Annotated in this window: 24 protein-coding genes and 1 pseudogene; 14 read left to right on the top strand and 11 right to left on the bottom strand. The window is 66.8% G+C overall.

Features of this window, described 5'->3' with window-relative positions; all coding sequences use genetic code 11:
- Nucleotides 1-282: 282 nt before the first annotated feature.
- Nucleotides 283-1,671 carry an MFS transporter gene (locus tag KDW55_RS14855; RefSeq protein WP_052110986.1) on the top strand — a complete coding sequence of 463 codons (1,389 nt, stop codon included), beginning with the start codon at nt 283-285 and terminating at the stop codon, nt 1,669-1,671.
- A 347-nt stretch (nt 1,672-2,018) separates the two neighbouring features.
- Nucleotides 2,019-3,230, top strand: a complete 1,212-nt coding sequence (locus KDW55_RS14850) for a crosslink repair DNA glycosylase YcaQ family protein (RefSeq protein WP_212160327.1) — start codon at nt 2,019-2,021, stop codon at nt 3,228-3,230.
- A 107-nt stretch (nt 3,231-3,337) separates the two neighbouring features.
- Here the strand turns inward: KDW55_RS14850 and KDW55_RS14845 are convergent, their stop codons facing one another.
- Together KDW55_RS14845 and KDW55_RS14840 are read right to left on the bottom strand one after the other, a co-directional pair.
- Nucleotides 3,338-3,556: a DUF1653 domain-containing protein gene (locus KDW55_RS14845; RefSeq protein WP_006751720.1), complete on the bottom strand. Its 219-nt coding sequence runs from the start codon at nt 3,554-3,556 to the stop codon at nt 3,338-3,340.
- Between the two features lie 66 nt (nt 3,557-3,622).
- Nucleotides 3,623-4,066: a GNAT family N-acetyltransferase gene (locus KDW55_RS14840; RefSeq protein WP_212197985.1), complete on the bottom strand. Its 444-nt coding sequence runs from the start codon at nt 4,064-4,066 to the stop codon at nt 3,623-3,625.
- 155 nt (nt 4,067-4,221) lie between these two features.
- Here KDW55_RS14840 and KDW55_RS14835 point away from each other — a divergent pair, with 155 nt between their 5' ends.
- From KDW55_RS14835 to KDW55_RS14820, 4 genes and pseudogenes are all read left to right on the top strand, one after another.
- Entirely contained in the window at nt 4,222-4,482 is a 261-nt protein-coding gene (locus tag KDW55_RS14835) for a type II toxin-antitoxin system prevent-host-death family antitoxin (RefSeq protein WP_212160328.1), read from the top strand.
- Nucleotides 4,479-4,743: pseudogene (locus tag KDW55_RS14830) on the top strand (Txe/YoeB family addiction module toxin). The gene KDW55_RS14835 and the pseudogene KDW55_RS14830 overlap by 4 nt, the downstream one beginning before the upstream one ends.
- 28 nt (nt 4,744-4,771) lie before the next feature.
- A complete protein-coding gene (locus tag KDW55_RS14825; RefSeq protein WP_212197984.1) occupies nt 4,772-5,395 on the top strand; it encodes an HAD hydrolase-like protein in 624 nt (207 codons plus the stop codon).
- A 395-nt stretch (nt 5,396-5,790) separates the two neighbouring features.
- On the top strand, nt 5,791-6,363 hold the full coding sequence (locus tag KDW55_RS14820) for a DUF4142 domain-containing protein (protein ID WP_040140480.1): 573 nt from the start codon (nt 5,791-5,793) through the stop codon (nt 6,361-6,363).
- 97 nt (nt 6,364-6,460) lie between these two features.
- Here the strand turns inward: KDW55_RS14820 and KDW55_RS14815 are convergent, their stop codons facing one another.
- Both KDW55_RS14815 and KDW55_RS14810 read right to left on the bottom strand, forming a co-directional pair.
- Entirely contained in the window at nt 6,461-7,060 is a 600-nt protein-coding gene (locus KDW55_RS14815) for a GNAT family protein (protein WP_212160329.1), read from the bottom strand.
- Nucleotides 7,061-7,117: 57 nt separating this feature from the next.
- On the bottom strand, nt 7,118-8,032 hold the full coding sequence (locus KDW55_RS14810; RefSeq protein WP_040140482.1) for a LysR family transcriptional regulator: 915 nt from the start codon (nt 8,030-8,032) through the stop codon (nt 7,118-7,120).
- A 113-nt stretch (nt 8,033-8,145) separates the two neighbouring features.
- Between KDW55_RS14810 and lysA the strand changes: the two genes are divergently transcribed.
- The 6 genes from lysA to KDW55_RS14780 all read left to right on the top strand — a co-directional run bounded on the left by lysA (nt 8,146) and on the right by KDW55_RS14780 (nt 13,926).
- On the top strand, nt 8,146-9,384 hold the full coding sequence (gene lysA, locus KDW55_RS14805) for a diaminopimelate decarboxylase (protein WP_040140484.1): 1,239 nt from the start codon (nt 8,146-8,148) through the stop codon (nt 9,382-9,384).
- A gap of 572 nt (nt 9,385-9,956) precedes the next feature.
- A complete protein-coding gene (locus tag KDW55_RS14800) occupies nt 9,957-10,757 on the top strand; it encodes a transporter substrate-binding domain-containing protein (RefSeq protein WP_212160330.1) in 801 nt (266 codons plus the stop codon).
- An 82-nt stretch (nt 10,758-10,839) separates the two neighbouring features.
- The gene (locus KDW55_RS14795) at nt 10,840-11,499 is read left to right on the top strand and encodes an amino acid ABC transporter permease (protein ID WP_040140488.1); all 660 of its coding nucleotides are present in this window, start codon (nt 10,840-10,842) and stop codon (nt 11,497-11,499) included.
- Between the two features lie 44 nt (nt 11,500-11,543).
- Nucleotides 11,544-12,269 carry an amino acid ABC transporter ATP-binding protein gene (locus tag KDW55_RS14790; RefSeq protein ID WP_040141246.1) on the top strand — a complete coding sequence of 242 codons (726 nt, stop codon included), beginning with the start codon at nt 11,544-11,546 and terminating at the stop codon, nt 12,267-12,269.
- A gap of 47 nt (nt 12,270-12,316) precedes the next feature.
- Nucleotides 12,317-13,504: a cystathionine beta-lyase gene (metC, locus tag KDW55_RS14785; RefSeq protein ID WP_040140490.1), complete on the top strand. Its 1,188-nt coding sequence runs from the start codon at nt 12,317-12,319 to the stop codon at nt 13,502-13,504.
- 77 nt (nt 13,505-13,581) lie between these two features.
- Entirely contained in the window at nt 13,582-13,926 is a 345-nt protein-coding gene (locus KDW55_RS14780) for a DUF3088 domain-containing protein (protein WP_212160332.1), read from the top strand.
- Between the two features lie 86 nt (nt 13,927-14,012).
- On the opposite strand, the gene KDW55_RS14775 is transcribed toward KDW55_RS14780, so the two are convergent.
- On the bottom strand, nt 14,013-14,900 hold the full coding sequence (locus KDW55_RS14775) for a DMT family transporter (protein WP_212197983.1): 888 nt from the start codon (nt 14,898-14,900) through the stop codon (nt 14,013-14,015).
- Nucleotides 14,901-15,025: 125 nt separating this feature from the next.
- On the opposite strand from KDW55_RS14775, the gene KDW55_RS14770 reads away from it, so the two are divergent.
- A complete protein-coding gene (locus tag KDW55_RS14770; protein ID WP_059544381.1) occupies nt 15,026-16,483 on the top strand; it encodes a PLP-dependent aminotransferase family protein in 1,458 nt (485 codons plus the stop codon).
- 43 nt (nt 16,484-16,526) lie between these two features.
- Here the strand turns inward: KDW55_RS14770 and KDW55_RS14765 are convergent, their stop codons facing one another.
- Together KDW55_RS14765 and KDW55_RS14760 are read right to left on the bottom strand one after the other, a co-directional pair.
- Nucleotides 16,527-17,960 carry a nicotinate phosphoribosyltransferase gene (locus KDW55_RS14765; RefSeq protein WP_209825427.1) on the bottom strand — a complete coding sequence of 478 codons (1,434 nt, stop codon included), beginning with the start codon at nt 17,958-17,960 and terminating at the stop codon, nt 16,527-16,529.
- Nucleotides 17,961-18,034: 74 nt separating this feature from the next.
- A complete protein-coding gene (locus tag KDW55_RS14760) occupies nt 18,035-19,075 on the bottom strand; it encodes a bifunctional nicotinamide-nucleotide adenylyltransferase/Nudix hydroxylase (RefSeq protein WP_040140498.1) in 1,041 nt (346 codons plus the stop codon).
- A gap of 181 nt (nt 19,076-19,256) precedes the next feature.
- Here KDW55_RS14760 and KDW55_RS14755 point away from each other — a divergent pair, with 181 nt between their 5' ends.
- Nucleotides 19,257-19,709, top strand: coding sequence for an SRPBCC family protein (locus tag KDW55_RS14755; RefSeq protein WP_069243200.1), 453 nt, complete (start codon nt 19,257-19,259; stop codon nt 19,707-19,709).
- A 7-nt stretch (nt 19,710-19,716) separates the two neighbouring features.
- Here KDW55_RS14755 and speD read toward each other — a convergent pair whose 3' ends face one another.
- Genes speD through KDW55_RS14735 form a run of 4 tightly spaced genes read right to left on the bottom strand, consistent with a single transcriptional unit; the run spans nt 19,717 to nt 22,816 of the window.
- Nucleotides 19,717-20,094 carry an adenosylmethionine decarboxylase gene (gene speD, locus KDW55_RS14750; protein ID WP_040140501.1) on the bottom strand — a complete coding sequence of 126 codons (378 nt, stop codon included), beginning with the start codon at nt 20,092-20,094 and terminating at the stop codon, nt 19,717-19,719.
- Entirely contained in the window at nt 20,091-20,237 is a 147-nt protein-coding gene (locus KDW55_RS14745) for a hypothetical protein (protein ID WP_167432680.1), read from the bottom strand. The genes speD and KDW55_RS14745 overlap by 4 nt, the downstream gene beginning before the upstream one ends.
- On the bottom strand, nt 20,237-21,757 hold the full coding sequence (locus tag KDW55_RS14740; protein ID WP_069243202.1) for a DUF4178 domain-containing protein: 1,521 nt from the start codon (nt 21,755-21,757) through the stop codon (nt 20,237-20,239). Before KDW55_RS14740 ends, KDW55_RS14745 begins: the two co-directional genes overlap by 1 nt.
- A 9-nt stretch (nt 21,758-21,766) precedes the next feature.
- Nucleotides 21,767-22,816, bottom strand: a complete 1,050-nt coding sequence (locus KDW55_RS14735) for an SPFH domain-containing protein (RefSeq protein ID WP_040140505.1) — start codon at nt 22,814-22,816, stop codon at nt 21,767-21,769.
- Nucleotides 22,817-22,828: the final 12 nt, after the last annotated feature.

Genomic DNA, 22,828 nt, shown 5'->3' with positions numbered 1-22,828 from the left:
TTCGATGGTGAATGGATCGGCAGGGGTCTCGTTCGCGCGTGCGCTCGTCTCGATGGCCGTCGATCGATGCGCGTCGTTGTATGGCACAGACGTGTTTCGAATGTCGCACGAAACGCGCATCGCACGCAAGTTGCCGTCACGCGATGCGGCGCCGCCGCAGTCGTCTCTTGTTACAACCGCGGTAGCAGGAACGACTGTTGCAACATGCGGAACAAGCGTTGTGTCGCGTGACGCGACGACCACATTGTGGGCATAATGGCGTCTTTACCGCGCGCCCTGCCCATGTCGCCCGTCTTTCTAGCACCGCTCATCGTTGCCTGTGCGTTGTTCATGGAAAGCGTCGACGCGAACATCATCGTCACCGCATTACCCGCGATGGCGAGAGACTTCGGGCACAACCCCGTCACCCTGAACATCGCGATTACGGCCTACGTGGTCGGTCTCGGCGTATTCATCCCGATCTGCGGATGGCTCGCCGACCGCTTCAGCGCGCGCGCCGTGTTCCGCACCGCGATCGGCATCTTCGTCGCCGGCTCGCTGATGTGCGCGGCGTCCAACTCCCTCGGCCTGCTCACGTTCGCGCGCTTCGTGCAAGGCGTCGGCGGCGCGATGATGGTGCCGGTCGGCCGGATCATCATCTTCCGCGCGGTGCCGCGCTCCGATCTCGTGCGCGCGATGAACTACCTCGCGATTCCCGCGCTGTTCGGGCCCACGGTCGGCCCGCTCGTCGGCGGCTTCATCACGACCTACCTGCACTGGCGGATGATCTTCTTCATCAACGTGCCGATCGGCATCTACGGGATCTACCTTGCGAGCAAGCACATCGCGAACACGCACGAGCCCGATCCCGGCCCGCTCGACTGGTTCGGCTTCCTGCTGTCGGCGAGCGGCGCCGCGCTGTTGCTGATGGGCCTCACGCTGATCGACGGCTCGCTGACGTCGCGCGCCAACGCGCTGACGATGTGCGGGGTCGGCCTCGCGATGCTCGCGCTCTACGTGCCTTACGCGCGCCGCAAGGAACGGCCGGTGCTTGACCTGAGCTTCCTGAAGATTCCGACCTACCACGCGAGCGTGGTCGGCGGGTCGCTGTTTCGCATCGGTCTCGGCGCGGTGCCGTTCCTGCTGCCGCTGGCGCTGCAGGAAGGGCTCGGGATGAGCGCATTCCACTCCGGGCTGATTACCTGCGCGTCCGCGCTCGGCGGTGCGGTGAGCCGCTCGACGGCCACTCACACGTTGCGCCGCTTCGGCTTTCGCACGGTGCTGATCTACAACGCCGCGTTCGCGGGGCTCGCGATCGCCGCGTATGGCGTGTTCCATCCGGGCATGCCGACGTGGGCGATCTGGACGATCGTGCTGGTCGGGGGCATCTTCCCCGCGCTGCAGTTCACGAGCCTGAATTCGATGATCTACGCGGACATCTCGCAAGCCGATGCGGGCCGAGCGACGAGCCTCGGCAGCGTCGTGCAGCAGATGTCGCTCGGGCTCGGCGTGACGGTCGCCGGCCTCGTGCTGCACGTGTCGCACTGGGCGCAGGGGCATCAGACGATGGTCTGGTCGGATTTCTGGCCGGCGTTCGTCGTGGTCGGGCTGTGCTCGTTCGCATCGATCCCGATTACGCGGCGGCTGCCTCCCGGCGCCGGCGACGAAGTCGCGCGCGGCAAGCGGCAATAGACAAACGCGCCTGCGCAAGCGGCACGCGACGAAGAAATTGCACGCTCCAAAAAAATCAGCGGACATCCACACGGGGCCGGTGCACAGCCGTATGGATATCCGCTCAGGGCTCCGGGTCTCTCGTTGGGGGTTGAGAATCCCGGATCTGCTTCCTGCGTGCCATTGACATATGTGCGTCGGAAGCCGAATCGTTGCGCGCACATTTCGTCGCGCCATGTGTGCACTATAGGGAAACTCGCGCCGAGCATCTGTCAAGCATTGTCAGACGCAGGGCGGGCATGCGTCGCACACGCGTGCCGCTTTCGCGCTAAAGTGGTGCCCGACCGTCACCCTCAGCCGCCGCTCCGATGCTCACGCTCTCGCCCGCCGCCGCCCGCGCGCTGCATCTCGCCGCGCAGGGCCTGCTGACCCCGCCTCGCCGCAAGGCCACCAAGGCCGACGTGCTCGACACGATCCGCCGAATGGCGCAGTTGCAGATCGATACCATTCACGTCGTCGCGCGCAGCCCGTATCTCGTGTTGTTCAGCCGGCTCGGCAACTTTGCGCCGCAGTGGCTCGACGAACATCTCGCCGAAGCACGCCTGTTCGAATACTGGTCGCACGAGGCGTGTTTCCTGCCGATCGAGCAATTCGGGCTGATGCGCTACAAGATGCTCGATCCGTCCGGCATGGGCTGGAAATACGCGGCCGACTGGCACGCGCAGAACCGAGCGGAAATCGAACGGCTGCTGGCCCGGATCCGCGACGAAGGCCCCGTGCGCTCGGCCGACTTCATCCGCGAGGACGGCGCGAAGGGCAACGGGTGGTGGGACCGCAAGCCCGAGAAGAAGCATCTGGAAGTACTGTTTACGCTCGGCGAGCTGATGGTGGCGGAGCGCCGCAATTTCCAGCGCATCTACGACGTGCGCGAGCGCGTGCTGCCGGACTGGGACGATGCGCGCGACCTGCCGCCGCGCGACGCGGTGCTGCCCGCACTGCTCGATTACACGTGCCGCGCGCTCGGTGTCGTGCGCGCGGACTGGGTCGCCGATTATTACCGGCTGCCGCGCCGTTCGTACCGTGCGGAACTCGCGCAGCTGGCCGACGCCGGCGAGCTGATCCCGGTCCAGATTGCCGACTGGAAGGAACCGGCCTACGTGCATCGGTCGCTCGACCCGCTGCTGCCGGCCGCCGCGGCCGATACGCTGCGCTCCACGGTCACGACACTGCTGTCGCCGTTCGATCCCGTGGTGTGGGACCGCCGGCGCGCGTCGACGCTGTTCGGGTTCGACTACACGATCGAATGCTATACGCCTGCGCACAAGCGACGTTACGGCTATTTCTGCCTGCCGGTGCTGCATCGGGGGCGGCTGATCGCGCGCGTCGACGCGAAAGCGCATCGCGCGCTCGGCACGTTCGAATTGAAGGCGGTGGATGTAGAGCCCGGCGTGCGATTCGGCACCGGGCTCGCGGCGGACGTCGCGAAGGCAGTGAAGCGGCTCGCCGCGTGGCACGGGACGCCGGAAGTGACGGTCGTGCACGGGCCGGCCGAATTGACGAGCGCGCTGGCGCGCGCGTAAGCGCGGAGCGATCCGCTCGGCCCGGCCCGCAAGACCGCAGCCGGGGCGGCGTGTGCGCGGCAGCGGGCGCGGCGACCGCCGGCCGCGGCCTGCTGCCGTTTAGCCGTTTAGTCGCGCAGCTTGCGGAAACGCGGCGTGCCGTCCGGCAGGTTTTCGTTGAACATCGCTTCCGGCCGCACCCACAGGCCGCGCGCATGCGGCCACAGATGCTCGTACACGACTACCGATTCCTCGGTTTCGGAATGACGTGCGACACCGATGTAGCGATACAGCCCGCCCTTGTAGTGACGATGCGTGGCGAGCTGTTCGGCTTCCTGTTCGGTCATGATGGGCTTCCCTTCGGCAAAAAACGAAAGCGCGTATTGTATGCGTTCGCACGCAGACGCCGCGCGTCAGCGTTTCGCGTAAATGTCCGAGCGGCGAATCTCCATCAGCAGCTCGGGCTTCGCCGGCGGCGCAAACCCGACCGGCCGGTACAGGCCGTGTGCGTCCGACGTCGACAGCATGATGCAGCGCAGGCGCTGCAGCAGCGGCTGCGCGAATATGTGGTCGATCAGCGCGCGGCCGTAGCCGTTGCCGCGCTCGGCCGGCAATACGAATACGTCGCACAGGTAGGCGAACGTCGCGTGGTCGGTCACGAGCCGCGCGAACCCGACGAGGCGGTCGCCGACATACGCGCCGAAGCACAGCGATCCTTCGATCGCACGCTCGACCACGTCACGCGGGATACCGCGCGACCAGTACGCGTCGCGGTGCAGAAAATCGAAGATGGTGTCGATGTCGAGCTCGCGCTTGTCGGTAGAAAATCTCAGCGCGGCGGATGGGGTTGCGGGCACGTCGGTTCTCCGGGAGGGCGCGGGGCGAAGCGGAAACGATAGCGCTGTGCGAGGCGGGCGACAAGCGATACGCGCGTCGGCACGTACAACAGCCGGTACAACCCTTCGGCCCGCCCGCTATACTTGCACAGGCACAAGTACGAGTGGGGCACATCGTGCGCACCATTCATTTTTCGGATGCCCGCAGCAATTTGAAAACCGTCATCGAGCAGGTCGTCGACGATCCAGACATGACGCTTCTCACGCGTCGCGATGCGCGCAATGCGGTCATCCTGTCGCAGGAACACCATGACAGTCTGATGGAGACCATTCACCCGCTGCACTCGCCGGCCAACGTCGCTCGCGTGGAACGCTCGATCGCGCAATTGCGCAAGGGCAAGACCAGGGAACACAAACTCGCGGGTGACGAAGAATGAGCGTCCGTCGCGTGCTTTTTACGTCCGCTGCGCGGGACGGCTACGTTTGCCGGCGGGGCAAGACCGCAAGACGCTCAAGCGCATCGACCAGCTGATTCGCGAAGCGCAACGGACACCGTTCGAACGTACCGGCAAGCCTGAACCGCTGACGGCCGATCTGTCCGCGTTCTGGTCGCGCCGCATCGACGACACCAACCGCCTGTCTATGAAGCGGACGACCTCCGGCTCAGCATCGTGTCTTGCCGTTGCCTTTACGATTAGCGCCAACCGCATCCAGTCGCACCACCCCATGCCCTATCGACTCATCGCCTTCGACTTCGACGGCACCCTCGCCGATTCGCTCGACTGCTTTCTCTCGGCGCTGACGGAAGCGTCGCGTCTGCACGGTTTTCGCGACGCGACGCCCGAGCTGCGCCCGATGCTGCGCGGCATGTCCGCGCGCGAAATCATCCGCGCACTCGAGGTCCCGATGTGGAAAGTGCCGCGCGTGACGCTCGACATACGCCGCTTGATGCGGCCGCGCATCGCGCAGGTAAGGCTATTCCCCGGCGTCGACGCGACCTTCGATGCACTTGCCGCGCGCGGCATCCGTATCGCGATCGCCACGTCGAACCACGAGGACGTCGTGCGCGACCGCCTCGGCGCGCAAGCGAGCGGCCGCGTCGATACGTTCGCGTGCGGCATTCCGCTGTTCGGCAAGGCGCGCCGGCTGCGCGCGCTCGTGCGCGAGGCCGGCATGCAGCCCGCCGACGTGCTGTACGTCGGCGATGAAATCCGCGATGCCGAAGCGGCGCGCCGCGCGCGCATCGCGTTCCAGGGCGTCGCATGGGGCTACACGGCGCCCGATGCGTTGCAGGCACATTGCGTGACCCCGCTGCTGCCGCAGCTCGACGCACTGCTCGATCGCGTATGAAAGCGGCGCACGCATCGCGCGTCAGATGCGACGCGCGGTCATTGGACGAAGTGCGCGCGCCCCGGCCGATGATGAAATGCCGATGAAATTCGCACACGTCACATTCATCGCGCGCACGTCACGCGCGCAAAAATTGCCGCCGCGAGATGCACGACAGGTACGCCCTACCTGCTTGCGCATGCACGCCCCGATTCGTCTTACCAACCGTTACACAAACCACAGCGCGGTTGCACCTGCTACGTCGGCGCGCTCCTAGAATCAGTCGGGCCGGCATACACCGAACGCCGCCTCGGCAGAGCGGCGATCGAATCCGGTCCGGGCATGCCCGGTCTCTCGCACAGCCGCGGATCACGCGATCCGCCCGTTAATCAGAGCCCCGATCGAAAGGAGGTCCCATGAACCGCTTTCCCCGCTTTTCGCGCGTCGCAGTATCTGCCGCCGGCCTGCTTCTCGTCGCCGTGACGGCGCACGCACAAACCGCACAACCGGCCGCATCCGCGCCGGCTGCCGCCACGCAAACGCGCATCCACGAAGCCGACCAGGCCTTCATCACGGACGGCACGAAAACCGTGTCGACCCAGCACGACGCCGCGCGCATCGCAGATTCGCGCACGTCGGACAGCCAGGTGAAGGCGTTCGCGCAACGCGTCTCGACCGACGATGAAAAGATCATCCAGGCGATGCGCGCAGCGAGCCCGCGCGGCATCGACGTGCCGGCCAACGATCCCGACAAGGCCGTGCTGGACGGCATCAGGAACCTGCGCGGCGCGGAATTCGACAAGGCATACATCGAGCAGGTCGCGCTGGCCGGCCAGCAGAAGACGATCTCGGCATTCCAGGCCGAAATCGCGTCCGGCCGCGACACGAAGCTGAAGGAAGTCGCACGCCAGGCGCTGCCGATCCTGCAAGCGCACTACGCGGACGCGCAGAAGCTCGCGCAGCGTCATCACCTCGCATCGGCGCAGTAACGCGCCGCCCCGCCGCGCGTCGCGATTCGCGCGCGGCGGCATACCCGCCTCCCCGCTTCGCCGTGTCGTCGCATCGCCTGCGGCCACGCGGCAGGCGTCACGTCGCGAGCTTCGCGTGCAACCGGTCGCGGATTTCCGGCCACTCGTCGTCGATGATGCTGAAGCGCACCGAGTTGCGCTTGCGCCCGTCGGGCATGATCCGCTCGTGACGCACGATTCCTTCCTCCTTTGCACCGAGCCGAAGGATCGCGGCGCGTGACTTCTCGTTCAGCTCGTCGGTCGTAAACTGCACGCGCACGCACTTCAGCGTGTCGAACGCGTACGTGAGCAGCAGCCATTTCGCCTCGGTGTTCGCGCGCGTGCGCTGAACCGATTCGCTCAGCCACGTATGACCGATCTCGAGCTTGCGATTCTTGCGGTCGATCTTCCAGAAACGCGTGCTGCCGATCGCGCGCCCCGACGCACGGTCGACGATCACGAACGGCATCACGGTGCCCGCCGCGCGGCCCTGCAGCGCGGAGTCGATATACGAGTCGATCGTCCGCTCGTCCGGCACGACCGTGACCTTCAGATTCCACAACTCGCCGTCCGCCGCAGCATCGAGCAGCGCCTGCCGGTCGGAGGCTGCAAGCGGCCGCAGTGCGATGCGCTCGCCGGCGAGTGTCGGTTGTTCGGGCAACGACGAAGTGTCGGTCATCACGGGTTCCATCGGACAGAGAGTGCACGCAGCAAAACGTCCATCATACGGCCGGCGTCAGTGCGGCAACGCGGCAAGCCTGCGGCGGATCGCGTCCGCCTCGCCACGCAACGCATCGGTGAATGCATCGACCAGCAGGTTTTTCGGCCGATGCTCGGGCACGATCACGCTGACGCGATACGGAAACGAGCGCGTGAGCGGCCGCACGTGCAGGTCGCGCCCGACGAAATCGAGCGCGGTCAGCGGATTGACGATCGCGGCGCCGAGCCCCTGCCGCACGAACGCGCACACCGACACGGCCGACGGCGTCTCGATCACCGAACGCGGCGCGACGCCGAGCTGCGCGAACGCCTCGTCGATCAGGATCCGGTACGGGTCGTTCAGCGACAGGCTTACGAACGGGCGATCGGCGAGATCGGCAAGATCGATCGCATGCTTGCCGACGAGCGGATGCCCGTCGGGCAGCACGCATACTTCGTCGACTTCCAGCAGTGGCGCAAGCACCGTGCCGGCCGGCGCGACGTCGTGCTCGGTCAGCCCGACGTCGTAGCGCTGCGCGGTCAGCCACTCTTCCAGCACCGGCGACTCCTGCGTCGCCACCGACACGCTGACGCCCGCATGCGCGTCGTGAAAGCGCCGGCATGCGCCGGGCAGGATCGCATGCGAAAACGCCGGCAGCGCGATCACCGACAGCTGTCCGTCGCGAAACTCGCGCAGCCGCGCGGCGGTGGCCGCGACACGCTCGAGCCCCACATACGCAAGCCGCACGTCGTCGAACAGCGTGAGCGCGGCCATCGTCGGCCGCAGCCGTCCGTGCGAGCGCTCGAACAGCGCGAAGCCGACGACCTGCTCCATCCGCGCGAGCTCGCGGCTGATCGTCGGCTGCGACGTATAGAGCATCTCGGCCGCGCGCGTCGTGCTGCCGGTCACCATCAGCGCGCGGAAGACCTCGATGTGCCGGTGTGTCAGCATGGCCGCCTCATCTATATCAAAAATGAATCGAATACCGATAAACAGGCATTTTACTGTATAGACAATCAGGCGCATGATTCCCGCTATCCGTTCATTCGACCGACTCATCCGCCATGTCCCTCGATTCCCGCCAGCTCGCCGCGCTCGCGCAGCAATACGGCACCCCGCTGTGGGTGTACGACGCCGACGTCATTCGCGACCGCATTGCCCAACTGCGCCAGTTCGACGTGATCCGCTATGCGCAGAAGGCGAATTCGAATCTGCACATCCTGAAGCTGATGCGTGAGGAAGGCGCGTGCGTCGACGCCGTGTCGCTCGGCGAGATCGAGCGCAGCCTCGCGGCCGGGTTCAGCCCCGCAGGCGAGCCGGAAGGCGTCGTGTTCACCGCCGACCTGATCGATCGCCCAACGCTGGCGGCCGTGCTGAAGCACGGCGTGACCGTGAATGCCGGCTCGCTCGACATGCTCGCGCGCGTCGGCGAGCATGCGCCCGGCCACCGCGTATGGCTGCGCGTGAATCCCGGCTTCGGCCACGGCCACAGCAACAAGACCAACACCGGCGGCCCGCAGAGCAAGCACGGCATCTGGATCGACGACGTGCCGCGCGCGATCGAGATCGTGCGCCAGCACGGGCTGAAGCTGGTCGGCATCCACATGCATATCGGCTCGGGTGTCGACTACGGCCACCTGTCGCAGGTGTGCGATGCGATGGTCAGCCTCGTCACGTCGCTCGGCCACGACATCGAAGCGATCTCCGCTGGCGGCGGCCTGTCGATTCCGTATCGCGACGGCGAACCGCGCGTCGACGTCGGCCATTACTTCAGCCAGTGGGATGCCGCGCGCAAGCGAATCGAGCGGCATCTCGGGCACGCGGTGCGCATCGAGATCGAACCGGGCCGCTTCCTCGTCGCCGAAGCCGGCACGCTCGTTACCGAAGTGCAGGCCGTGAACCATCGGCCGAAGCACGACTTCGTGCTGATCGACGCTGGCTTCAACGACCTGATGCGACCGTCGATGTATGGCAGCTACCATGCAGTGTCCGTGCACACGCACGATGGCGCGCTGCCTGCCGGCCGGCCGCTCGTGGACATCGCGATCGCAGGGCCGCTGTGCGAATCCGGCGACGTGTTCACGCAGGATGCCGGTGGGGTGGTCACGCACCGCAAGCTCGCGCAGCCACAGATCGGCGATCTGCTGTTCCTGCACGATGCGGGCGCGTACGGTGCATCGATGTCCTCGAACTACAACAGCCGGCCGCTCGCGCCGGAGGTGCTCGTCGATCGCGGCACGCCGCGCCTGATCCGCCGCCGGCAGACGATCGGCGAGCTGCTCGCGCTCGAGACGTTCGAGTAACGCGCACCCGCGCTTGCGCGTAGCGTTCGACGAGTCGAACGCCGACGGCCACGCTTGCCTCGACCGGCATGCGTGGCCGTTTCGTTTTTCGGCGGTTGTCCTCCGGGCAACCGCTCGACCTCGCCGTAGCACCCGATGCTGCGCACCCCGTGCAACCACAGCAGATCGCTTGCATCGCGCTCGACGCGCGGAGAAAAACTTTCCACGCCACGTGGAAAGTCCGCGTGTTTTTGGAAGCACTTTCCTTTTTGACAAAACTAAGATTGCCCTCAGTCGTTGAGCATTTGCACACCGGATATGCATCGACGATGCAGCCGGTCTATTTGACTCGCAAGCCGCACGGGCACTCATGAACACGATGCTTGAACTCTTCGCCGCGCACCGTTACGCCACCGCGCGCGAACGCATGCCGTAACGCATCGCGGCACACGGCTCGCGCCGTCTCTCGCCGCACTATCCCGCGCCGCATCTGCCGCGGCCCGCTTCCCGCCCACGGCGACCGCCCGTCGCCGCGGACGCGTGCACCCCGATTTTTCGACAACGACGTTTCGACAACAAACCAGGAGACAACCATGAAGCCGTTCACGCCGACGCTCAAGCAAGGCCTCGCCGCCGTCCTTCTTTGCGTGGCAGCGACCGCATCGCACGCGGCCGACCTGCTCGACACGATCAAGCAGGCCGGCGTCCTCAAGATCGCGCTCGAAGGCACATACCCGCCGTTCGACTATCGCAATGCCGACGGGCAGCTCGAAGGGTTCGACGTCGACGTCGCGAAGGCGGTTGCCGCGAAGCTCGGCGTGAAGCCGCAGTTCGTGACGACCGAATGGAGCGGGATCCTTGCCGGGCTGCAGGCCGGCAAGTTCGACGTGATCGTCAACCAGGTCGCGATCACACCGTCGCGCCAGCAGGCGCTCGACTTCAGCACGCCGTACGTGTATTCGTCCGCGCAGCTGCTGCAACGCCAGAACGACACGCGTGCGTTCAAGTCGCTCGACGAGCTGAAGGGCAAGAAGGTCGGCGTGACGATGGGCAGCAACTACGTCGATCTCGTGAAGACGGTGCCTGCAATCGATCTGCAGGTCTATCCGGGCACGCCGGAGAACCTGCGCGATCTCGCGGCGGGCCGGATCGACGCGGCGGTCAACGATCGCCTGATGCTGGCCTACCTGATCAAAAACTCGCATCTGCCGCTGCGCCCCGGCTCCGTGCTCGCCGGCGGCGAAGACAAGATGGGCATTCCGTTCCGCAAGGGCAATCCGAAGTTCGCGAAGGCCATCGACGACGCAGTCGCGTCGTTGCAGCAGGACGGCACGCTGAAGAAGATCTCGATGCAGTGGTTCGGATCGGACACGACGCGGCCCGTCGCGCAATAACGCAGCCGCCGCGCCCGCGCGCGGGCCGGCGTGCAACCAGCCGACACCGAGCGGCACACGACACATACCCAGGAGACACGCGATGGAAGCATTCGATCTCGTCATTCATACGCTGCCCGTCATGGTGAAGGGCGCGCTGTTCACGCTGAAGTTCGCGGTGGCGTCGATGGCGCTCGGCCTCGTCGTCGGGCTCGTGGTCGCGATCATGCGGATCGGCAGCAACCGGTTCGCATCCGGCCTCGCGCAGGGCTACGTGAGCCTGATGCGCGGCACGCCGCTGCTCGTGCAGATGTTCGTCGTCTACTACGGGCTGCCCGATCTCGGCATTACGCTCGATCCGACAACGGCCGGCATCTTCACGCTGACGCTCAACGCCGGCGCGTATCTGTCCGAAAGCATGCGCGGCGCGATCCTGGGCATCGGCCGCGGGCAATGGGCGGCCGCGCACAGCCTCGGCCTCACGCACGTGCAGACGCTGCGCTACATCGTCTGTCCTCAGGCGTTGCGCCTTGCGGTGCCGAGCCTCGGCAACACGCTCGTCAGCCTGATCAAGGACACGTCGCTCGTGTCGGTGATCACGGTCACCGAGCTGCTGCGCTCGACGCAGGAAGTGATCGCCGCGACGTTCCAGCCGCTGCCGCTGTACCTCGCAGCCGCCGCGATCTACTGGGTACTGAGCACGCTGCTCACGCGACTGCAGGGCCGTGTCGAGACGCGCCTCGCGTTGCCGTCCGCGCATTGAGCATGCTCGCGCCAGTCAACCCGAACCTTCATCACGGACACACCATGATTACGCTCGACAACGTTTCCAAGTGGTATGGCAAGCATCAGGTCCTTTCCGAATGCAGCGCGGCGGTCTCGAAAGGCGAAGTGGTCGTCGTCTGCGGGCCGTCGGGCTCCGGCAAGTCGACGCTGATCAAGACGATCAACGGCCTCGAGCCGTTCCAGAAAGGCAGCATCGTCGTCGACGGGATGCGGCTCGGCGATCCGGCCGCGAAACTCGCGCAGCTGCGCGCACGCGTCGGCATGGTGTTCCAGCATTTCGAGCTGTTCCCGCACCTGTCGATCACCGACAACCTGACGCTCGCGCAAGTGAAGGTGCTCGGCCGCCGCAAGGACGAAGCAACCGACAATGCGATCGCGCTGCTCGATCGCGTCGGCCTGAAGGCCCATGCGCACAAGTATCCGGGGCAGCTGTCCGGCGGCCAGCAGCAACGCGTCGCGATTGCACGCGCGCTGTCGATGAACCCGGTCGCGATGCTGTTCGACGAGCCGACGTCCGCGCTCGACCCCGAGATGATCAACGAAGTGCTGGACGTGATGGTCGAGCTCGCGCGCGACGGGATGACGATGATATGCGTCACGCACGAAATGGGTTTCGCGAGGAAGGTCGCGCACCGCGTGATCTTCATGGACCAGGGCGCAGTGGTCGAGGATGCGGCGAGCGACGCATTCTTCGCCGCGCCGCGCTCCGAACGCGCTCGCGACTTCCTCGACAAGATCCTGCACTGACCGCAACGGCTTCGCTCCGCTTCGACCGACTTTCAAAGGACGCCATCTTGAACCACCTGCATTCGACCGACACCCTGCTCGCTCACGAGGGCCGCTCGCACGGCCAGCCCGGCTCCCCGGTGAATCCGCCCGTCTATCGCCAGTCGACGCTGCTCTTTCACGGCGCCGACGCGCTCGACGCGGTGCGCGGCACGCCGCTCGCATACGGGCGCCACGGCAGCCCGACCACGCGCGCGCTCGAAAAGGCGCTAGCCCGCCTCGAAGGCGCGCACGCCGCGCTGCTGACGCCGAGCGGCCTCAGTGCGATCACGACCGCGCTGCTCGCGGTGCTGAATCCGGGCGACCATCTGCTGATGGCAGACTCGGTGTACGACCCGACCCGCTCGTTCTGCGACGAGACGCTCGCGCGCCTCGGCATCGAGACGACCTACTACGATCCGTCGCTCGGCGCCGGCATCGCGTCGCTGATGCGGCCCGACACGCGCGCGGTCTTTACCGAATCGCCGGGCTCGCTGACCTTCGAAGTGCAGGACATTCCCGCGATCTGCCGCGTCGCGCACGAGCACGACGCGGTCGTGCTGCTCGACAACACGTGGGGCACGCCGCTGAATTTCCGCTCGTTCTCGCACGGCGTCGACGTATCGATTCACGCGGCGACCAAATACATCGCCGGCCACTCCGACGTGCTGATGGGGGCGATCCTGACGACCGAAGCGCTCGCGCAGAAGGTCACGCGCTGCTATCGGCAGCTCGGCATGACCGTCAGCGCAGACGATGCGTATCTCGCGCTGCGCGGGCTGCGCACGCTGTCGGTGCGGCTGGAGCGGCATCAGCGCAATGCGCACGTGCTGACCGACTGGCTTGCGCAGCAACCGGAAGTCGCGCAGATCCTGTATCCGGCGCGGCCCGGCGATGCCGGCTACCTGCTGTGGCAGCGCGACTTCACTGGCGCGTGCGGCCTGTTCGGCCTCGTGCTGCATCCACAGCCGGACGATGCGGTGCGCGCGCTGCTCGACGGCATGACGTGCTTCGGGATGGGCTACAGCTGGGGCGGTTTCGAAAGCCTCATCATCCCGTCGAATCCGTCGCGCCATCGAAGCGCGACGCAATGGACCGCGTCCGGCCCGCTGCTGCGCATTCATGCCGGGCTCGAGCATCCGGACGACATGATCGCCGATCTCGCCGCGGGCTTCGCGAGAATGCGCGCTGCCGCAGCCGCGCTCGCCGAAGCCTGAAACCGGGCAACGCGGCGCACGCGGCTGCGCACCACGATTTTCCTCAACGTTCGACCACTCCTGATAGCGAGACAAGCATGAAAGACACGCTGTTTATTCTGCGCCCCGGCTTTTTCAAGGACGCCGAAGGTCCGTACTACTGCGGCGACTCGGTTGCCGTCGAAGGGCTGCTGAGCTTTTATCCGCAGTTGCGCGACGCGGTCGCGGTAGAGTACGTCGACGCACCGCGGCCGCGGCGGCCTATCGTCGCGCTGATCGGCGAGGACAACCAGTCGGCGCCGGTGCTCGTCCTCGGCGACGGCCGCGCGCCGAACGATGACACGATCGCGATCCGCGAACACAACGGCCGCCGCTTCATCGACTCGCCCGACGATATCCGCCGCTATTTGTCGTCGCAGTACGGCGTCGCGCACGTCGCGTAAAGCCGCGCGCGCCGGCTGTCGATCTGTGCCGGCGGACGAGGCGTGCGGCCCGCGCACCGTCCGCCGCGCACGCGTGCGAACGCGCATCAGCTCGTGCGCGTCGCGGGCGCCATCCTCGAAAAGTACTTCGCACCGGCCACGCAGCCGACCACGATCAACGTGACGACGAGCATCGACGACGGCACCGCCTCGTGCAGCAGCCCGGCCGCGAGCAGGAAGCCGAAGAACGGTTGCAGCAGTTGCAACTGGCCGACGCCCGCGATCCCGCCGAGCGCGAGGCCGCGATACCAGAACACGAAACCGATCAGCATGCTGAACAGCGACACGTACGCGAGCCCCCACAGCGGCGCCGCGTCGATGCCGTCGAACGCAGCCGGCCACGTGAACCATGTGAGCGGCAGCATCAGCGGCAGCGACAGCACGAGCGCCCACGAGATGACCTGCCAGCCGCCGAGCTTGCGCGACAGGCGGGCGCCTTCCGCATAGCCGAGCCCGCATGCGACGATCGCGGCGAGCATCAGCGCATCGCCGAGCCCCGACGCGCCGCCGCCGTTGCGCAGTGCAAATGCGGCCACCGCGCCGCTGCCGGCCAGCGAGAAGATCCAGAACGGCAAGCGCGGCCGCTCGCCGCCGCGCAACACGCCGAACAATGCGGTCGCGAGCGGCAGCAACCCGACGAACACGATCGCATGCGCGGACGTCACGTGCTTCAGCGCAAGCGCCGTCAGCAGCGGAAATCCGACCACGACGCCGAGCGCGACGACGACGAGCGACGACGTCTCGGCGCGCGTCGGCCGCTTCTGCTTCAACGCGACGAGCAGCATCAGCCCGAGCACGCCGGCGATCGTCGCACGCGCGAACGTGAGGAACAGCGGGTCGAGCCCTTGCACCGCGACGCGCGTCGCGGGCAACGAGCCACTGAAGATGATCACGCCCAGCAAGCCGCTGAGCCATCCGTCGGTCGTCTTTTGCACGGGAAATCCTGGTCGGAAAAAGTGGGTGACCGATGATCCGCCCGGCGCGAAAAGCGCGTAAGCTACACCCCAATACAATCCGGACAAACTGTACTGGACAACCGGCCGTACAGTTCCTTTCAGCGATGAGCCGTTCCGTGCAAACCCCCGCTCCGCCCACGCCGTCGCGCACGCGCGTGGAAACCGTGATGGACACGCTGCGTGCGCGCATCGCGAGCCGCGCGCTGATGCCCGGTGCGCGCGTGCCGTCGATCCGGATGATGGCCGACGCGCTGCGCGTGTCGAAGTCGACCGTCGTCGACGCGTACGAGCGACTCGCGAGCGAAGGCGCGCTCGTAGCACGGCGCGGCTCGGGCTTCTATGTGTCGGGCCATGCGCCGCCGCTCGCGCTCGCGGAGCTGGGCCCGCGCCTTGACCGCGAACTCGATCCGCTGTGGCTGTCGCGCCAGTCGCTCGAAGCGGCGCCCAGCTCGGTCAAGCCCGGCTGCGGGTGGCTGCCGCCGTCGTGGTTGCCGGACGAGAGCCTGCGCCGCGCGCTGCGCGCGGTATCGCGCGACGAGCCGGATGCGCTGACCGACTACGCGACGCCGCTCGGGCTGCCCGCGCTGCGCCAACAGCTCGCATGGCGCCTCGCACAACACGGCATCCACGCGGAACCCGCGCAAATCATGCTGACCGACGGCGGCACGCATGCGCTCGATCTCGTGTGCCGGCTGCTGCTCGAACCGGGTGACACCGTCGTGCTCGACGATCCGTGTTACTTCAACTTCCAGGCGCTGCTGCGCGCGCATCGCGCGCGGATCGTCAGCGTGCCGTACACGCCGACCGGCCCGGATCTCGCACGCTTCGAACAGGTGCTCGCCGAACACCGGCCACGCCTGTACATCACCAACGCGGCGCTGCACAACCCGACCGGCGCGACGCTCGCGCCGCCCGTTGCGCATCGGCTGCTGACGCTCGCAGCGCAGCACGGGTTGCTGATCGTCGAGGACGACATCTTCGCGGATTTCGAGAGCACACCCGCGCCGCGGTTGGCGGCGTTCGACGGGTTGTCGCGCGTGGTGTCGATCGGCAGCTTCTCGAAGACGCTGTCGGCCGCAATTCGCTGCGGCTATGTCGCCGCGCGGCCCGAGTGGATCGACGCGCTCGTCGACCTGAAGCTCGCGACGTCGTTCGGCAATGCGCAGATCGGCGCGAATGTCGTACACCGGCTGCTGGTCGACGGCACGTACCGGCGTCATCTCGACGGTTTGCGTGCGCAACTGGCCGATGCGATGGGCGAAACGATCCGCCGGCTCGTGCGGGCGGGCCTCGGCATCTGGACGGAACCGCGCGGCGGCTTGTTCGTGTGGGCGACGTTGCCGGACGGGCTCGATGCGGCGCGGGTCGCGCGCCATGCACTCGCCGACGACGTGGTGCTCGCGCCCGGCGATGTGTTCAGTGCGTCGCGCAGCGCGACGTCGTTCATGCGCTTCAACGTATCGCGCTGCAAGGGGCCGGCGGTGTTCGATGCGCTGGCGCGGGCGATGGACGCGGCGCGGGCCGCAGAACGCAGCGGATCCCCGCTCGCCGGCGCACGATGACGCCCGAAGGCGTCGGGGCGCATGTACGCCCCGACGCCGGCACTCATTTCTCGCCCGCGTGCGCTCTCGCGCGCACGTCGGCGAGCGTCGCATCGACGAGCAAGCGCCCGGTGTCGAATACCGTCTCGAGCGCATCGTCCCACTCGCTCTCGAGCGCCCTATCGTCCCATGCGACCGGCAGCGCCACCGTCCGATACTCGCCGGTGCGCCGATTGCGCAGCAACGTCAACCGCCCCTTCTTCGAACGCTTGCCCCGATCGGTGACCGGATCCTTGCTGACGTCGTGCCATGCGTCGCCGCGCCGGATCGCCGAACACTTCATCGCGAAGCGTTGCGTATCGCGATTGACCCGCTGCAGCAGCGCGCCGCCCATTCCGAACACGACGTTGCCCGCCGCATAGCCCGCGTCGTCGAGCGCGACGAGAATCGCCTCGATCGACTGCTCGTCGACACCGTCGCCCTGGATCACGCGCACGTGGTTCAATACGCGGCGCCCCTTCCCGTTCACGGTGGAGCCGAACGACGCGTCGAGCGCACGGATGGTCTGCAGCACGATCGTCACCGGGTCGCCCGAATCCGGACGCACGACGAGCGTCGCACCGGAATCGATCACCGCCTGACGCAGCGGGCCGCCCCACATGTCGAGCGCGGCGAACAAATCGTAGGAATCCGACACGACAGACACGATCGCACCGGGCAGACCGAAACGGCCGATCATGTTCCGATACGCATCGGCTTCGTGCTCGCGCCCCCACGACGTGATCGTGCTGTGCTCGGCCGCCGGCACCGAATACGCGGCCATCGGCTCGCGATAGAAGCGGTTCGCGGCGAGCACGCCGAGCACCGTGTCCGAACCCCTGAAGCTCACGAGGTGTGCCGCGCCGCCAATCGCAGCCGACTCCGCGCTCGACACGCCGCGCGCGCCGAAGTCGTGCAGCTTGAACGGCAACTGCGCGAGATCGTCGTCGGTCTTTTCGAGGAAGCGGCGAATCGTCTGCCGCAGGTGCCAGCTGCGCGTCGCAACTGTCACCGGGTACCACACGCGCAGCAGCATCGTCTCCAGATACGACGCGAGCCAGAACACCTTCGGATCGTCGCATTCGACGGTCATCAGCACGTTGTGCACGGGCACCACCGAACCTTCGGGCACCGCGCGAATCTTCACGGGCAGGTAGCCGTCGTAACGGTCGACGATATGGCGCCAGCCGTCCTCGTGGAACGGCTCGCCGTGCACCGCGAAGAAATCGCGCGCTTCATCGATCATCGCGTGCGTGATGGGCCGGCACAGGTACTCTTTCAGCAGCATCTGCAGGCCGAAGAACAGCGTGCGGTCGTAGCGTCCGCCGCGCGATTCGACGTACGAGAACATCGCCTGCGCGTCGGGCGGATATTGAAGGAAGTGGGACGCCTTGTACGAATCCGTGTTGAGGATCGGATTGGCGAGAACCGCGGCAAAGCCGCCGGGATCGTTTTGCATGGCTAGAGCTCCTCTAGGCCGTTGACGCGCCGCCGCGTCTGTCGCGGCGGACCGGAATCCGGGGAATCAGCGGATCACAGCTTCCCCAGGAAGTGATACGCGATCTCGAAGTGATCTTCGAACATCACGTTGCGCATCTGCGCGAATTCATTGAGCGGCACCCAGCGCGCCTTGTCGGCGTCGTCGCTGCCCTTCACGCGCGGCAACTCGCCGGTGGGGAAATTGAACAGGCACGCGTGCGTGATCGTGCGGCCGCGCAGCGAGCGGGCCGGGTGATCGAACACCTGGCGATCCTTGATCGAGCCGCGCAGCACGGGCTCCGGCAACTTCAGGCCGGTTTCCTCGCGCAGCTCGCGGATGCACGCCGCGTCGAGTCGTTCGTCCTGGTTCACGAAGCCGCCTGGCAGCGCCCACAGCCCGCGACCGGGTTCGCTGCGCCGGCGCACGAGCAGGATATGGCCAGAGTGCACGACCACCGCATCGACCGTCACGAACGTGACCGGATACGGCGCGGCCGACCAGGCCTTGCGATAGCCCGCGATGAACTCGGCTTCGGCCTTCAGCTGCGCGAACTCCGGCTGCGTGCGAAAGCGTTCGAGCCAGCCGAACACGGGTTCGGGCACTGCCCATTGCACGAAGCTGTTGGGGCGTTCGGCGAAGTATTGATCGCGGATTTCGGTGGCGGAAATGTCTTCCGTCGCATCGACGTCGACGAGTTCCCATTGCGGAAACATCCGCAGGTAGTACGACGTTGCGTCCTTCTCGTGGCCGATCAGCCCCACCTTGCGCTGCGCGACGTCGCCGAGCGCGGCGGCCACGGCATCCTGCACCCAGCGCACCCAGTCGCCGTCGTTGTACGTCGAATCCTGCACGGGGGCGACCGTCACGCGCTCGCGCTCGGACGGCTCGAGCAGCGAAGCCAGCATCTGGCGACGTTCGTCGAACGAGAACGGGTCCTTGATGGTGCGGGGCTTGTCGGTCGAACCGATCAGCACGCACACGCGATCGGCGCGGCTCAGTGCGGACTTCAGCACATTCAGGTGGCCACGATGCGGAGGCTGGAAACGACCGATGAAGACGAGCGCGTCGAAGCGCCGGTTCTGTTGCGTACTCATGAGGCTCCCTCAAGAGATTGAAACGCTTCGGGTCTTTCCCGAAGGCATGGAACCGATCGTAGGGGAATTCCCGGAGAAGGTCAATCGAGCATGTACTCGACTTGACGAAGTCTGACGGAATACCGGATTTTGGCGCGTTACACTCGATTCCATCCCAATCCAGGCCGTCGCGCGCGCCATCATGAGGATCTCAGCCAGCCGGATCGTCGGCGTCGATCGAAGACGCCTCTTCACGTGGTCGCAAGACTACGCGCGGCGGCTCGTGTGGGACAGCTTCCTCACCGACGCCTATCTGCTCGACGGAATGGCCGCCGACGTCGGCGTCGATGCGTTCTGCCGCAGCCAGTCGGGCGCGACGATGGTGTCGCGCTACATCGCGTATCGCCCGCCGCAGGTCGCGGCCGTGGAAATGGTCGACGGGCCGAGGGTGCTCGAACGCTTCAGCGGCTGCTGGAATTTCACCGAACGCGCGCCGGGCACGACCGAAGTCAAGTTCACCTATCAGTTCCGCGCGCAGCCGGCATGGCTGCGCTGGCTGCTCGAACCGCTGATCGGCGCGTTCTACCTTGTGCACACGCGCCGGCGTCTGGACTCGTTCAAGCGCTGGGCCGAATCCGAAGCGCTGCCGCACTGAGCGCCGCTCACGCGAAGCCGCGCGCGACCTGCTGCCGGACCTGCGCGTGCGCGCCGAGCGCGGCCGCGATCGCGTCGACCGCATCGGCCGCGCGCGCGGCGCCGCACATGAACGCGTCGACAGCCGCGAAACCGTGCTCGGGCCACGTGTGAATCGTAATGTGCGACTCCGCGAGCAGCACGACGCCCGTTACTCCGTGTTCGCCGCCGAAGTGGTGGAAATGTGCGCCGATCACATGCGCGCCGGCCCGCTGCGCGGCGCCGGTGACGATCGCCTCGAGCCGGGCGGCATCGCGCAGCAATGCCGCGTCGATGCCGGCGAGATCGGCCAGCACGTGCGAGCCGAGCGTCGTGCGCGGCGGAGCGAGACTGTCACGCGCGGTCATTTGTGCGACCCGTACGACGAGTAGCCGCTGCGCGCGGATGAACTGCCCCACCCGGCGCCGCCCGAGCCGCTGCCGCCGAGCGACGTGCAACTGAACAGCGTGACGACGATCAGCCCGTAGAGTCCGTACAGGATGTGGCGCATTACGCGTTACCCCCGTCCGAGGCGAAGCGCTTCCACAGCCACTCGGGCAGCCACAGCACGAGCAGGCCGATCAGCACGTAGACGGAGCGGCCGCTGAACGAGAACAGCGACCCGATGTTGAAAATCACCAGCATCGCGCTGAACACGAGCGGCAGCGGCGCGAAACTGTTCGGGTATTTCGCGTCGAACAGGCCGGTCGCCGTCCCGGCCGAGCCCGTTGCGGGCGCAACTGATGCGGCCGCAAGCGCCGGCGTGCCGAAGCGTTCCGCGAGCGCGCCCGCCGACAACGGCTGCGCGCGCGACCACACGATCTCGGCTGCGCTGCGCTCGCGCGTAAGTTTGTCCTTCTGCCAGCCATAATCGACGATCGACGTGCGGTCGCCGACCTGCACGCGCCAGTTGAACGCGCCGACCACGTACACGACTTCCGCGTCGTATGCTTCGCGCAGCCGATAGGTCTTGCCGCCGTCGGTCACATCGGACTCGCCGCCGATCGTCGGCCAGTGATCGAGTACCTGCACGCGCTCCCAGCGCCCTTCGCTGTGCACGAGCCACAGAAAACCGCGCGTCGGATTCAGCAGCAGGTATTCATCCCACGTGTCGTCATCGCCCGGCACGCGGCAACGCATCATGCCGATCACCGTGTACTTCACGCCGTCGAACGTGCCGGCCGCGCCGAGTTCGAGCGCGCCTTTCACCGTATCGAGCTTGCGCTGCGCGGCGAACACGGTCTGCTGCTCGGCCGTGCACTGCACGCCCGCGTGACAACTGCCGCACACGACATAGTCGGCCACGTTCGGCGCATACGACAGCGGGGCGCCGCAGCTCGGACACGCGAACGGCACCATCTCCGCACCGCGCTTCTCGCGCGTATCGCTCGCGGCATCGCGCAGCCCCGTGAACGCGAGCGCATCGAACTGGAGCGCCTCGCCCGCGTAGACGGCCGGGCGCCCTCCATTCGCGGCGGCATCCGAATAGTCGTACGTCGCGAACGCATTGCCGGTGCGCATGTCGGCTACGCGCGCTTCCCACCCCGCATCGACGCGGAACGGCAGTTCGCCGTCGCCGCCCGTGCAGCGCGCGGTACGCACGTCCGACACGAGATACGCGCGCCCGCCATGGTCGATTCGCATGCCGGGCTCGAGCGCATTGAACGCCGGCCACGTCGCGCCGATCGTATCGTCAGGCTCGCGCACCGTAATCGCGTACTGGCCCGACGCGTCGGACAGCCAGCCGAATGCGCCGTCGTCGAACACGACGTACCACTCGCTCCATGCGCCGGCGTCGTACGTCATCTGGATGCGGCCGAGCACGGTGAACGTGCGGGCGCCGTAGCGGCCGGCCGTGCCGATCTGGATCGGCGATGCGTCGTCGAGCACCGTCGCCAGCTCGCCGATGCGCTCGACGTCGGCGTCGCGCTTGAGCAGCGTGCTGCGGCAGAACGCGCAGACGGCCATCACCGCCGCCGCCGAGCGAAACTCGACAGGCGCGCCGCACTGGGGGCACGAAGTACTGAACATGCGCAACGCTTACCGGGTGAGTTTCGCGAGGATTTCCGCCTTCGCGCGCGAGTAGTCCTCTTCTGTCACGAGCCCCTTGTCGAGCAGCGCCTTCAGCTGTTCGAGGCGTTGCACGTAATCGGCGCCTTCTGCCGGTGCGGCCGGTTGCGCAGCGGCGACCGGCGCCGCGACGGGCGCAGGCGCTGCAGCCGCTGCCGGTTGGGCGCCCGCGATCTGGCCGGCCATCGCCTGCCCGATCGCCGCGCCGGCGGCCAGCCCCGCGCCGACACCCGCGATGCCGCCCGGATTCTGCGCGGCCAGCGGGATCGCCTGCGCGGTCTGGTATTGCGTCGCGCGTGCGAGATCCCCGGCCATCCCGGCGCCGATCCGCAGGTCGAGCGCCTTCTGCAATTCGGCCGGCAGCGATACGCTCTCGACCGCGAATGCATCGAGCGCGAGCCCGTAGCGCGTGAACACCGGCACCAGCGCCTCGGCGACGCGTTGCGACAGCAGCGTCTGATTCGCGGCCATGTCGACGAACGGCACGTCGGCCGAGCCGAACGTCGTGCTCATCGCGGTGACGACCAGATTGCGCAACTGCTGTTCGAGATCGTCGACCGTGTATTGCGCGCGCGTGCCGCTGACCTCGCGATGGAACGCGGCCGCATCGACGATCCGGTACGAGTAGATGCCGAACGCACGCAACTGCACGAAGCCGAATTCGCGATCGCGGATCGTCACCGGCTGCGCGGTGCCCCAGCGCCGGCCGAGTTGCAGCCGCGTGCTGAAGAAATAGACGTCCGACTTGAAAGGCGATTGAAAGAACTTGTCCCAGTTCTTCAGGTTGGTCAGCACCGGCAGCGTGCGCGTCTCCAGCTTGTACAGCCCGGGCTGGAATACGTCGGCGACCTTGCCTTCGTTGACGAACACGGCGACCTGCGATTCGCGCACGGTCAGCTGGCCGCCGTACTGAATCTCCTGGTCTTGCATCGGATAGCGCCAGGCCAGCACGCCGTCGGCATCTTCCGTCCATTGCAGGACGTCGATGAACTGCTTGCGGATAAACGAACCCAGACTCATGTCGGTCTCCTC

It is taken from the genome of Burkholderia sp. AU19243 (assembly GCF_018148075.1).
Lineage (GTDB): Bacteria > Pseudomonadota > Gammaproteobacteria > Burkholderiales > Burkholderiaceae > Burkholderia > Burkholderia latens_A.
This window is presented reverse-complemented; position numbering and strand designations above follow the sequence as displayed.